This window comes from Amycolatopsis sp. FBCC-B4732 (genome assembly GCF_023008405.1).
Lineage (GTDB): Bacteria > Actinomycetota > Actinomycetes > Mycobacteriales > Pseudonocardiaceae > Amycolatopsis > Amycolatopsis pretoriensis_A.
Genome location: NZ_CP095376.1, coordinates 5,372,629 through 5,384,508, shown reverse-complemented (window position 1 = coordinate 5,384,508; position 11,880 = coordinate 5,372,629). Strand labels below are relative to the sequence as shown.

The window sequence follows — 11,880 nt, the reverse complement described above, 5'->3', positions numbered from 1 at the left end:
CCTTCAGGAGCTCCGGGGCGTGGCTCTTGTCATGAACGGGTCGTTCATCGCGTCCGGCGTGGGGAAAGGGTCGTTCATGACAGTCCGGCTGTGCCGAGATCCGGCGTCCCACCCCGGAAGAGAGTTTGCCGCGGGGCGGGTCAGGAGCTCTGGCGCTGCCCGAAGAGCGTCACGCCGACCGGCGGCAGGCCCACGACGCTCGCCATCACCTGGCAGAACGCCTGCCCGTGCGGCAGTAGCCCGGCGTCGGCCGGGGTCCACGACGCCCGCAGCTCCAGGTCGTCCGTGCGGGCCGGGCCCGAGATGTCGCCGAAGCGGGCCGAGGACGTCTCGGTGACCGTGCCGCCCAGTGCCGTCCAGCTCGCGCCGGACACCTCCAGCGCGTCCGTCAGCCAGGACCAGCCGACCGCCGGCAGGAACGGGTCGGTCGCCAGTTCGCGGTCCAGCTCCGCGCGCACGTACATGACCAGCCGCAGCACGCCGTCCCAGCCTTCCTGGCCCTCGGGGTCGTGCAGCAGGACCAGCCGGCCGGACGCCAGCACGTCCGCGGGCCCGGCGACCTCACAGCTGACCGCGTACGACCACGGCGCGAGCCGCTGCGGGGCCCGCATCGGCTCCAGCAGCACCTCCCGGCGGGGCCGGACGGACTGCAGCGCCGCGACTGCTTCGCGGAAGAGCTCGGGCACTGGCGTCATCGCGGTCACGCTTCGACTTTAGGGCGGGCACGCCCCGTTGCGGGCGCAGGCGCGCCGATAGAAGCGCCGTCCCTGGCACGTGGCACGATTGACGGCGATGTCTCCGACCACGCCTTTGCCGCAGCAGGCCGCCCCGGCCGCCCGCCGCGAGCTGCCCGAAGCCCCGTTCCTGGCCGCCGCGCGCGGCGAACGCCCGGCCCGCACGCCCGTCTGGTTCATGCGCCAGGCGGGTCGTTCGCTGCCCGAATACCGCGCGCTGCGCGAGGGCGTGCCGATGCTCGACGCCTGCTTCGACCCCGAAATGCTCGCCGAGATCACGCTGCAGCCGGTACGCCGCCACGGCGTCGACGCGGCGATCCTCTTCAGCGACATCGTGGTGCCGCTGAAGGCCGCCGGCGTCGACATCGACATCGTGCCCGGCACCGGCCCGGTGGCCGCCGCGCCGGTGCGCGACCTCGCGGCGGTGAAAGCACTGCCGGAGCTGGAGCCCGGCCACGTCTCGAAGGTCGCCGACGGCGTCCGGCTGCTCGTCGAGCGGCTCGGCGGTACCCCGCTGATCGGCTTCGCCGGCGCGCCGTTCACGCTGGCCAGCTACCTCATCGAGGGCGGCCCGAGCCGCAACCACGAGCACACCAAGGCCCTGATGCACTCGGAGCCGGCTCTGTGGCACGAGCTGGCCGGCCGCCTGGCCGACGTCGCGCTGACCTTCCTGCGCGCCCAGCTCGACGCGGGCGTCGACGCGGTCCAGCTGTTCGACTCCTGGGCGGGCGCGCTGTCCGAGCGGGACTACCGCGAGTTCGTCCTGCCGCACTCGGCGAAGGTCCTCGACGGCGTCGCCGCGTACGGCGTGCCGCGGATCCACTTCGGCGTCGGCACCGGCGAGCTGCTGCCCGCCATGCGCGACGCGGGCGCGGACGTCGTCGGCGTCGACTGGCGCATCCCCCTCGACGAAGCGGTGCGGCGCCTCGGCGGGCACGCCGTCGTCCAGGGCAACCTCGACCCCGCGCTGCTCCACACGTCCTGGCCGGTCCTCGAAGCCGAGGTCCGCCGGATCGTCGAGGAGGGCAAGGCGGCCGACGGCCACATCTTCAACCTGGGCCACGGCGTGCTGCCGGGTGTCGACCCGGACGTGCTGACGCGCGTGGTCGGGCTGGTGCACGAGCTGTGAAGCGGGTCGCGGTCGTCGGGGGCGGCGTTTCCGGGCTGACCGCGGCGTACCGGCTGCGGCGGCTGCTCGGTCCGGACGCCGAGATCGTCGTGTTCGAGAAGACGAAGACGCCGGGCGGGAAGCTGCGCACGGCCGAGCTCGCCGGCGTCCCCTACGACGTCGGCGCCGAGGCGTTCCTCGTCCGCCGTCCCGAGATGCTGGCGCTGGTCCGCGAACTGGACCTCGACGTCGTCCACCCGACGAAGGCGCGCGCGAAGATCCACGCCGGTGGCAGCGTGACGGGCATGCCGGCCGGCACGCTGATGGGCGTCCCGGCGTCCGCGGAGTCCGTGGCCGGCGTGCTTTCCGAAGCCGGACGGCGGGCCGTCGAGGCCGAGGTCTCCCTGCCGGAACTGCGGCTGCCCAGCGGTGACCTGCCGCTGGGGCCGCTGCTGCGCGAGCGCTTCGGCGACGAACTGGTCGACCGGCTGGTCGACCCGCTGCTCGGCGGCGTCTACGCGGGCGGGGCGGACGGCCTCGGCCTGCGCGCGACCATGCCCGGCCTGGCGTCGGCGCTGGCGGCGGGCGCGGGCTCGCTGACCGCGGCGGCGGCCGCGCAGCTGCCGGCGAACCCGTCCACCGCGCCGGTGTTCGGCACCGTCCCGGGCGGGCTCGGCACGGTGATCGACCGGCTCACCGAAGCTTCCGGCGCGGAGCTGCGGACCGGGCTGCCGGTCTGCGACATCGAGCGGCACGGCGCGGGCTGGCGGCTGCGCATCGGCGCCGCGCCGACCGCGCACGCGCCCGCGGACAACACCGTCGAGGCCGACGCCGTGGTCCTCGCCGTCCCCGCACCCTCGGCCCGGCGGCTGCTGGCCGACCTGGTGCCCGCGGCTTCGGCGGCGTTCGGCGAGGTCGAACTGGCGTCGATGGCGGTGGTCGCGATGGCGCTGCCGCCCGGCACGCGGCTGCCGGAGGCGTCGGGGATCCTGATCGGCCACGGCGAGCGCGACGCTTCGGGCCGGCCGTACGCGTCGAAGGCGTTCACCTTCTCTTCGCGCAAGTGGGGCCACTTCGGCACCGGCCCGGTGCTGGTCCGCGGCTCGGTCGGGCGCTTCGGCGAGCTGGGCGCGCTGCAGGCCGACGACGTCGAGCTGGTCCGCGTGGTCCGCGCCGACCTCGCGCGCCTGACCGGCGTGACGACCGCGCCGATCGAGACGCTGGTGACGCGGTGGGGCGGCGGGCTGCCGCAGTACGGCACCGGGCACCTCGAGCGGGTCGAGCGGATCGAAAAGGCGATCGCGGCGGTCCCGGGGCTCGCGGTCGCCGGGGCGACGCTGCACGGAGTCGGGCTGCCGGCGTGCGTGGCGACGGCGGAGGCGGCCGCGCAGCGGATCGCGGCGCAGCTCGCCGAGTGAGTGCTCTCACCTGACCCGTGGCGGCGACGTCCCCCGCGCGGTGACAGGATGGACGCATGGCGCGGGTCAACTACAACGAGCTCAACGACACCATCCGCTACACGACCTGGTCGGTGTTCCGGATCGAGCCCGGCAGGCTGGGCGAGGACCGCGGGACCGCCGGCCGGGAGACCGCCGAGTACCTCGACGGCCTGGAGGCGAAGGGCGTCGTCGTCCGGGGTGTCTACGACCTGTCCGCGCTGCGCGCCGACGCCGACTACATGATCTGGTGGCACGCCGAGGAGATCGAGCAGGTCCAGGCCGCCTACGCCGGGTTCCGCCGGACGCCGCTCGGGCGCGCGTCGACGCCGGTCTGGAGCCAGACCGCGCTGCACCGGCCCGCCGAGTTCAACAAGAGCCACATCCCCGCGTTCCTCGCCGGGGAAGAGGCGCGCAAGTACATCTGCGTGTACCCGTTCGTCCGCTCCTACGAGTGGTACCTGCTGCCGGACGCCGACCGCCGCAAGATGCTGGCCGACCACGGCAAGGAAGCCCGCGACTACCCGGACGTGCGCGCGAACACCGTCGCGTCGTTCGCGCTGGGCGACTACGAGTGGATCCTCGCCTTCGAGGCCGACGAGCTGCACCGCATCGTCGACCTGATGCGCCACCTGCGCGGTACCGAAGCGCGGCTGCACGTCCGGGAGGAAATCCCGTTCTACACCGGCACGCGCGTGCCGCCCGCCGAGCTCGTCGCGGCCCTGCCGTAGTGCGCGAGGCAGTCGAGGGCGTCTGGGAGGCGCTCACCGGTTCGCGGCCGGGACCCTTCGCACTCACCGGCACCGAAGACGTGCTGCCCGGCCCGTACCGGGTGGCGGCCGCGGCGACGGCGTCCATCGCGGCGGCGACCCTGGCGGCGGGCGAACTGCTGAAGCTGCGCGGGATCGAGCCCGGCGTCGTCACCGCGGACACGCGGCACGCGGCGGCGGCGTTCCACAGCGAGCAGCTGCTGCGGGTGGACGGCACGGGCGCGGAGTCGGTCTGGGCACCGCTGTCCGGCAACTACCGCGCGGCCGACGGCTGGGTGCGCCTGCACTGCAACTACCCGCGCCACGAAGCGGCGGTGTGCTGGGGATTGGGCGTGCCCGGCACCCGCGGCGCGGTCGCGAAGGCGGTCGCCGGCCGTCCCGCGCGCGAGATCGAGCACGCGGTCGTCAGCGCCGGGGGAGCGGCCGCCGAGCTGCGCACGCCGGAGGACTGGGCGGCGCACCCGCAGGGGTCGGCGGTGGCTTCGCTGCCGCTGGTTTCGCTGGAGCCGCTGGAAGCGGCGCCGAAACGGACGTTGTTCTACTCGGACCGCCCGCTGGGCGGCGTCCGGGTCCTGGAACTGACGCACGTCCTCGCCGGCCCGGTGGCCGGCCGGGTCCTGGCCGCGCACGGCGCCGACGTCCTGCACGTCGGGGCGGCGCACCTGCCACGCGTCGAAGCTTTGGTGCGTGACACCGGCCAGGGCAAGCGTTCGACGTTCGTGGCACTCGACACCGAGGGCGGCCGCGCGCGGCTGAAGAAGCTGATCAGCCGGGCGGACGTACTGGTCCAGTCGTTCCGCCCGGGCGCGCTGGAGAAGATCGGGTTCGGCCCGTCGGAGCTGGCTGAGCTGCGGCCGGGCTTGGTGATCGCGGACCTGAGCGCGTACGGCTGGGAGGGTCCGTGGGCCCGCCGGCGCGGCTTCGACAGCCTGGTCCAGATGTCGAACGGGATGGCCTGGGGTCCGGAGGAGCCTTCGCCGCTGCCGGTCCAGGCACTGGACCACGCAACGGGCTGGCTCGCGGCGGCGGCGGTCATGACGGCGGTGCACCGCCAGCTCACGGACGGCGGCACGTGGCGCGCGCGGCTTTCGCTGGCGGGCACGGGCCGGTGGCTGGATTCGCTGGGCCGCAAGGATCCCGCGGCCGTCGAGGTCGACTACAGCGACCTGATGGAGGACGCGGACAGCGGCTACGGCCGCCTGACGCGGGTCCGCATGGCGGGCGGGCTGCCGGGTGCGGAGCCCCACTGGGACTTCGGAACGCGGCTGCCGGGAGTCGACAAACCGACCTGGACCCCTTAGCGCCGCCGGAGCCGGTCCCGCAACCCGCGCCGGGCGAAGGTCCTGAATGAGTCATTCAGGACACCGCCACCGCCCGTGGACGTGCTGCGGGAAGAGGCTGTCGAGGCGTCGGCCCCGGCGACCTGGAACGGGAAGCACACCCAGCCAGGAACACCCCGGTCAGCGCCGCCGAAGCCAGTCTCGCAGGCCCCGGCGGGGCTTCGGCAGGTGGCCCCGGTCGATCAGCCAAGCCACGAACTCGTCCGCGTACGCCCCCGAACGTTCCGCGGCCAGCTTCGGCCGTCCCGAGGTGAACTCCGCGAACAGCGGCCCGTACCGCTCACCCAGCGCCTCGGCCACCTCGGGCCGCTGGTACGCCAGCACCCGCCCGTGCTTCCGCCGCAGCACCGAAGCCTCCACCTGAAGCCGCGAAGCGTCGAAGCCCGCGGGAGCCGGGCCGGAAGCCAGCAACGCCTTCAGCAACTCGGCCTGACGGCGGGCCAGCTCCTCCCGGCTCACCCCGTCACCGCCGCGCGCAGCGCCGCCAGCTCCGCGGCCAGCTCGTCGTCGCTCGGGTAGTCGTCGTCGCGCTCCAGCAACACCCCCGGCGGGTCCGTCCGGCGACGCAGCTCCGTCAACAACGCGAGCACCTCCGGCAGCACCGGGTGCGCGTGCGTGTCGTGGTAGACGCCGTCGCGCTCGATGCCGCCCGCCATGTGCACGTACGCCAGCCGTTCCCACGGGATGCCGTCCAGGAACGCCACCGGGTCCGTGCCGATGTTGCGGGCGTTCGCGTACAGGTTCGCGACGTCGATGATCAGCCGGCAACCGGTCCGGTCGGTCAGCTCCGTGAGGAACTGCTCCTCGGTCAGCTCGTTGTCCGGCCAGTCCAGCACCGCCGCGATGTTCTCCAGCGCGAACGGTACGTCCACGATGGACTGGGCCAGCCGGACGTTCGCCACCAGCACGTCCAGCGCTTCGCGGGTGCGGGGGAGCGGCATCAGGTGCCCCGAGTCGAGCCCGCCCGCGCGCACGAAGCACACGTGGTCGCTGACCAGGGGCGCGTCCACGGCCCGCGCGATCTCCGCCAGGTGCTGGACGCGGCCGGTGTCGAGGGGCTCGGCGCCGCCCAGTGACAGCGAGACGGCGTGCGGCAGCACCGGCAAGCCCTTGCGCCGCAGGGCCACCAGCGTCTCCGGGAGGTGGTCGGCGTGCAGGTTCTCCGCGACCACCTCCACCCAGTCGACACCGGGCAGCCGCGCGATGGACAGGTCCAGTTCGTGCCGCCACCCGATGCCGATGCCGAGCTCACCCACCGCAGCCCCCTCCGCCGCACGAAGAACCGCAGGACGAGCCGCTGCTGCACGACGACGAGCTCGAGCACGACGAGCCGCTGCTGCACGACGAACCACCCGACGAGCCACCGCCGCCGAACGACGCCGGCGGGGTCAGCGCCGCGCTGAGCTCCTCGTCCGGGTACATCGACCAGCCGCCCAGCGCGACCGCCGCCGCGGCGCCGCCGAGCAGCACGCCGCCCGCGAGCATGCCCGCCGGTACCGGGCCGGACGCCGCCGAGCGCGCCTGGCCGAGCACGCGGTGCCCCGCCGCCGACGGCTGCCGGGCGCCCGTCTTCGACCGGCGGACCGCCGCCACGATCGCGAGCACCGCCGCGATCAGCACCAGGAACACCAGGACCCCGACCGGGCGGCCGAGCGAGATGCCGTTGACCAGCCGCACCAGGCCGAACGCCAGCACGGCGAGCTGCAGGACGAGCCCGATCGTCCGCGACTGCCGCTTCGCCGCCGCCGACACCAGCAGTCCTTGCTGGTCGAGGCCGGTTTCCAGCGCCTTCATCACCGCGGAGCGGCGGACGTACGCCCGGATCGTCGCCGTCGTCTTCAGCTGCGCCACGTCGTAGACCGCCTGCTCCAGCGGCTCCGAGGGCCGGGCCCCGGCCTGGCTGACCTGCTTGTAGCTGTTGACGCGCAGCTGCCCGCGGTCCACCAGCGCCGCGACCGCCGCGTCGACGGCCCGGTCGGGGCCGCCGGCGAGGAACGCGAGCTGGTAGACGGTCGGCGGCGGGACCGGCCTGCCGTCGTCCGCGCGCATCGCGCGGCCGGCCATGACGCCGGACACGATGATCCTGACCAGCAGGACCACGCCGAGCAACGCGATGTAGAGGACCACGAAATCCGGTCCGGAAATGCCCCACGGGTCGTTCATCGCCCGTCTCCCCTCAGTGAGTCGCGATTACCGTAGCTGTGAGACGCACGCGCTCGCGTCGGCGTTTCAACCGCCGCAGCCCCCACCGCCACCACCGCACGAGCTGCCCCCGCCGCCGCAGGAACTCCCGCCGCCCCCGCCGCAGGAGCTGCCGCCGTAGTAGCCGACGGCCGCGCCGCCCCCGGCCCCGGCGAAGCGGGTACGGCTACGGCGGCTGTGAGCGCGTGCGTTCGAGTGCTGCGCGGCCCGGGTGACGGCCAACCGGACGTCCTTGTCGGGGTGCGCGCTCAGCCCACCCGCCGCGACGGCGCCCGCCGGGCCGGCCACGAGCGTCCCGGCGCGGCGAGCCGCTTCGGCGGCCGCCCGGCCGGCGAACGTGGCCTTGACCTCGCGCGGCTTGCGTGCCTTCACGGTGACGGTGATCGCCACGACGACGCCCACCGCGAGCAGGCCGAGCAGGATCCCGACCGGGTGCCCGCTGCTCGCCCCGGCGATCAGCCGGACCAGGCCGACGGCGACCACGACCCAGTAGGCCACCGCGGTGGTGACCCAGGTCGAACGCAGTTTCCGCGGGTCGGCGAGCAGTCCCCGGCCGATCAGCGAGGTCTCGAGTTCGAGCGCGGTCTTGTGCTCGGCCGCGGCGTCGCACACGCGCTCGACGGCGGAGCCGTTCTTGCCGATGCGGCTGAGGGCTTCGCGGCCGGCGCTGTCGATCGTGGTGCCCTTGACGCGGCTGAGCCGCCCGTTGCCGGCCAGCCGGATGACCTGCTGGTCGAGCAGGCCGGCCACGACGTACTCGCCGAAGCGCCGCCGTCCGCCGGTCAGCAGCGCCAGCTCTTCCGGCCGCTTCGGCGTGCCGCCCGCGTGGCCGCGCAGCAGGAGCCCGCCGCGCACCGCGGCGGCCAGCGCCGGCAGGAGCAGCAGGGCCAGGTACAGGCCCGCGAACACCGGTCCGGGAACGCCCCAGGTGTCGGTCATGAGTCCGCCCTCCCTCGTCCGTGTGCGGAGACTACGTTCGAGGAAGGGCGGTGGGTTGCCGGCTTAAGAAGGATTTAGGCTGGCGGGGTTCCGGGCTCGGGGACCAGCTTCAGGGAGATCGAGTTGATGCAGTAGCGCTGGTCGGTCGGGGTCGGGTAGCCCTCGCCCTCGAAGACGTGCCCGAGGTGGCTGTGGCAGGAGCCGCAGAGCACCTCGATCCGCTTCATGCCCATGGCGCGGTCTTCACGCAGCAGCACCGCATCGGAATCCGCGGGGTCGAAGAAGGACGGCCAGCCGCAGTGGCTCTCGAACTTCGTGTCGCTGCGGAACAGCTCCGCACCGCACGCGCGGCACTCGTAGACGCCGGTCGTCTTGGTGTCGGTGTATTCGCCGGTGAACGGCCGTTCGGTCCCCGCCTGGCGAAGGACGGCGTACTCGTCGGGGTTGAGCTGCTGCCGCCATTCCTGCTCGGACTTCACGACGCGCGGGGTCGCGCCGACAACGGGTTTCATACCTTTCACCCGATCCACGTTACGCCGCGAGCCACGCGAGGGCGTGCACGACGATGTCCCATGCGGTCACGATCACGCCGAGGACGATGAGCACCACGATCAGGGCCGACACCCAGTAGCGCAGCCCGCCGAGGCGGTTGCTGGAGTCGGCGAAGTCGGCCACGCCGTCCAGCGCCGCCTCGATGGTGAAGTTGGGGCCGGAGCGTTCCATCCGGTCGAGGTGCTCGGCGAACGCGCGCGCCTCCGGGTCGTAGGGGTCCAGGCCGACCAGGTCCTCGTGGAAGCGAGGATTCTGGCCCGGCAGCGAAGCTCCGTTCTCGGCCATACCCCCACGGTAAGCCATCGGCGCCCGTCAGCCCACCAGCGGCGCGTTAAGTCTCAGTACCCGGAGCCGGGCGCCCCTTGCGGGCCGAGCCGCGTGTCGGCGTCGATGAGCATCGTGCCGCCGACCGTGACGATCCGGTAGGCGTTGCGCGTGCCGTTGACCGTCAGGTTCATCGTGATCGAGCCGTCGGAGTTCGCGCCGCCGCTGTCGGCGCGGGCGCTCGCGTAGTCGGAGACCTTGTTGTTCGCCCAGTACTCGGCGAACGCCTGCTCGCTGCCGTACACCTGCTGCGCGGCCGGCGTCAGCTTCGACCAGCCGCCGGCGGGGTTGTCGTAGAAGCCCGTGATGGCGTGGCCGGCCGCCTGGAAGTCGGTGATCTTGCCTTCCGGGATCGTCTGGCCGAGACCCGCGGGGGCGTTCGTCGCGCTGCTCTGACCGCTCTTCGGCGTGGTCTGGCCCGTGGTCGGCTGGGCGCCGGGCGACTGGGCGGTCTGGTCGCCCCCGGCGCCGTCGCTGCCGGAGTTCAGCACCAGGAACAGGACCACCGCGGCCACGACGACCGCGGCTCCCGCCCCGGCGAACAGGGCGTACTTGCGCTTGTTGTCCGGCTTCGCGGTGTTCGACGAGTACTGCGGGGCCCTGGCCGTCGGCGCGGCCGCGGGCATCGGTCTGGGCGGGGTGTTCGGCGGCGCGGCCGGCGACCGCATCGGCATGAACGCCGCGGTCGGGCGCGGCGGGTTCGACGCCGCCTTGTTCGCGGGCACCGGCGTGCCGACCGGCGGTGACTGCGGCGCGGGCTGGTCGGTGCGCTGCCACGGCGGGCGGTCGCCGCTCTCGGCCGGGGCGGCGGGCTTGCGGCCCGCGTTGCCGGAGAGCAGCGGCGGCGACGCGCTCATGCCGCCGGGCTCGGTCCGGGCCAGCGCGGCGAGCCGCTCGCGGGCCTCGGCCATGCTCGGCCGCTCGCCCGGCTCACTGCGCAGCAGGCTCATCAGCAGCGCGGTGGCCGCGCCTGCCTGCACCGGCGGGTTGATCTGGCCGTTCGCGGCCGCGTAGAGCAGCGCGAGCTGGTTGGTGGTGTTGCCGTACGGCGTGGTGCCCTCGATCGCCTGGTAGAGGGTCGCGCCGAGGGCGAAGACGTCGGAGCTGGGCACCGGGTCGGCGCCGCGCGCCAGCTCGGGCGCCAGGTACGCGGGCGTGCCGCCGATCAGGCCGGTCGCGGTGAGCGTCATGTCGCCGGCCGCGCGCGAGATGCCGAAGTCGGTGATCTTCGCGGTGCCGGTCTCGTCGATCAGGATGTTGCCGGGCTTGACGTCGCGGTGCACGATCCCGGCGCGGTGCGCGGCGACCAGCGCGGACGCGACCTGCTCGCCGATCCGGGCGATGCGGCCGAGGGGCAGCGTGCCCTCCTCGGACAGGATCGTGGAGAGGCTGGGCCCGTTCAGGTACTCCATCACCAGGCACGGGTCGCCGTTGTGCTCGGCGATGTCGAACACCACGATCGCGTTCGGGTGCTGGAACCGGGCGGCGTTCTTCGCCTCGCGCATCGCGCGCTGGCGCATGTTGTCGCGCTCGGTCTCGGAGACGCCCGGCTGGGGCAGGATCTGCTTGATCGCGACGTCGCGCTCGAGGCGCACGTCGGTGGCGCGCCACACGACTCCCATGGCACCGCTACCAATGTGCTCGACGAGGCGGTAGTGCCCCGCGATCAGCTGACCGGTGTCGATGGCGACTGCTCCTGACGAAATTCCCGGTGGTGGTGACCCTGCTCAGCGCGTTTCCGCTTCGCGCACCCGATCGAGTGTAGCGGTCGGCCCGGTGCTCTTCGCGTCAGCCAGCCGGTCCGGCGGGCTCCGGTGCGGGCACCGGCGCCCGTTTCCGGAAGACCCGGACCAGGCCGATCGCCCCGGCCAGCGCGAACACGCCGTAACAGACGAGCAGCGCCGGTGGCGTTCCGCCGGTCAGGGCGTCGCCGAGGACGACCACGGCGACGGTGCCGGGCACGCTGCCCAGCAGCGTACCGGCGAGGTAGGGGAACGGTCGCACGGACGACACGCCGCAGAGGTAGCTGAACGGGGCGAACGGGACGACCGGGATCAACCGCAGCGAGGTGATGGCCAGGACGCCGCCGTCGGAGAGCCGGTCGTTCACGGTCCGGACGGCGGACCGGTGCAGGTGGCGGGTGACGAGGTCGCGCCCGAGCAGGCGGGCCAGCCCGAAGGACAGCGCCGCCGCGATGGTGGTGGCGGCCAGGCCGATCGCGATGCCGGCCGCGGTGCCCACGAGCAGCCCGGCGGCGAGGTTGAACACGGTCCGCGGGATCGGCGCCACGGTGAGCAGCGAGTAGGCGACGAACAGCACGAGCGGGGTGGCGGCGCCGGTGGTGGCCGCCCAGGCCCGCAGTTCGGCCGGACCGGGGATCGGCAGCAGCACCGCGGCCGCCGCGAAGACGGCGAGCACGGCGAGCGCGCAGATCAGCTTGGTGCGGCCGGACACCCGCCCGAGCTTACCGGCGGG

The 11,880-nt window shown here is 73.8% G+C and carries 13 protein-coding genes; 4 read left to right on the top strand and 9 right to left on the bottom strand.

The window, feature by feature from the left end; all coding sequences use genetic code 11:
• Positions 1-140: 140 nt before the first annotated feature.
• On the bottom strand, positions 141-704 hold the full coding sequence (locus MUY14_RS23160; RefSeq protein ID WP_247011772.1) for a DUF3000 domain-containing protein: 564 nt from the start codon (positions 702-704) through the stop codon (positions 141-143).
• A gap of 88 nt (positions 705-792) precedes the next feature.
• On the opposite strand from MUY14_RS23160, the gene hemE reads away from it, so the two are divergent.
• From hemE to MUY14_RS23140, 4 genes are read left to right on the top strand one after another with little or no spacing between them, the layout of a single operon-like run.
• Complete coding sequence (gene hemE, locus MUY14_RS23155; protein WP_247011770.1) at positions 793-1,863, top strand: uroporphyrinogen decarboxylase; 1,071 nt, start codon at positions 793-795, stop codon at positions 1,861-1,863.
• A complete protein-coding gene (hemG, locus tag MUY14_RS23150) occupies positions 1,860-3,260 on the top strand; it encodes a protoporphyrinogen oxidase (RefSeq protein ID WP_247011768.1) in 1,401 nt (466 codons plus the stop codon). The genes hemE and hemG overlap by 4 nt, the downstream gene beginning before the upstream one ends.
• Before the next feature lie 56 nt (positions 3,261-3,316).
• On the top strand, positions 3,317-4,009 hold the full coding sequence (hemQ, locus tag MUY14_RS23145; RefSeq protein WP_247011766.1) for a hydrogen peroxide-dependent heme synthase: 693 nt from the start codon (positions 3,317-3,319) through the stop codon (positions 4,007-4,009).
• A complete protein-coding gene (locus MUY14_RS23140; RefSeq protein WP_247011764.1) occupies positions 4,009-5,349 on the top strand; it encodes a CoA transferase in 1,341 nt (446 codons plus the stop codon). Before hemQ ends, MUY14_RS23140 begins: the two co-directional genes overlap by 1 nt.
• Positions 5,350-5,508: 159 nt before the next feature.
• Here MUY14_RS23140 and MUY14_RS23135 read toward each other — a convergent pair whose 3' ends face one another.
• The 8 genes from MUY14_RS23135 to MUY14_RS23100 all read right to left on the bottom strand — a co-directional run bounded on the left by MUY14_RS23135 (position 5,509) and on the right by MUY14_RS23100 (position 11,859).
• Positions 5,509-5,847 (bottom strand): hypothetical protein, encoded by a 339-nt coding sequence (locus MUY14_RS23135; RefSeq protein WP_247011761.1) that lies wholly within the window; start codon positions 5,845-5,847, stop codon positions 5,509-5,511.
• Positions 5,844-6,644, bottom strand: a complete 801-nt coding sequence (locus tag MUY14_RS23130) for a DUF692 domain-containing protein (protein WP_247011759.1) — start codon at positions 6,642-6,644, stop codon at positions 5,844-5,846. The genes MUY14_RS23135 and MUY14_RS23130 overlap by 4 nt, the downstream gene beginning before the upstream one ends.
• Positions 6,637-7,551 (bottom strand): TIGR04222 domain-containing membrane protein, encoded by a 915-nt coding sequence (locus MUY14_RS23125; protein WP_247011757.1) that lies wholly within the window; start codon positions 7,549-7,551, stop codon positions 6,637-6,639. The genes MUY14_RS23130 and MUY14_RS23125 overlap by 8 nt, the downstream gene beginning before the upstream one ends.
• Positions 7,552-7,617: 66 nt before the next feature.
• Complete coding sequence (locus MUY14_RS23120; protein ID WP_247011755.1) at positions 7,618-8,529, bottom strand: TIGR04222 domain-containing membrane protein; 912 nt, start codon at positions 8,527-8,529, stop codon at positions 7,618-7,620.
• A 74-nt stretch (positions 8,530-8,603) separates the two neighbouring features.
• Entirely contained in the window at positions 8,604-9,041 is a 438-nt protein-coding gene (msrB, locus tag MUY14_RS23115; RefSeq protein ID WP_247011753.1) for a peptide-methionine (R)-S-oxide reductase MsrB, read from the bottom strand.
• 19 nt (positions 9,042-9,060) lie between these two features.
• Positions 9,061-9,366 carry a hypothetical protein gene (locus MUY14_RS23110; protein WP_192782430.1) on the bottom strand — a complete coding sequence of 102 codons (306 nt, stop codon included), beginning with the start codon at positions 9,364-9,366 and terminating at the stop codon, positions 9,061-9,063.
• Between the two features lie 53 nt (positions 9,367-9,419).
• Positions 9,420-11,027, bottom strand: coding sequence for a serine/threonine-protein kinase (locus tag MUY14_RS23105; protein WP_247011750.1), 1,608 nt, complete (start codon positions 11,025-11,027; stop codon positions 9,420-9,422).
• 166 nt (positions 11,028-11,193) lie between these two features.
• On the bottom strand, positions 11,194-11,859 hold the full coding sequence (locus MUY14_RS23100; RefSeq protein WP_247011749.1) for a TVP38/TMEM64 family protein: 666 nt from the start codon (positions 11,857-11,859) through the stop codon (positions 11,194-11,196).
• Positions 11,860-11,880: the final 21 nt, after the last annotated feature.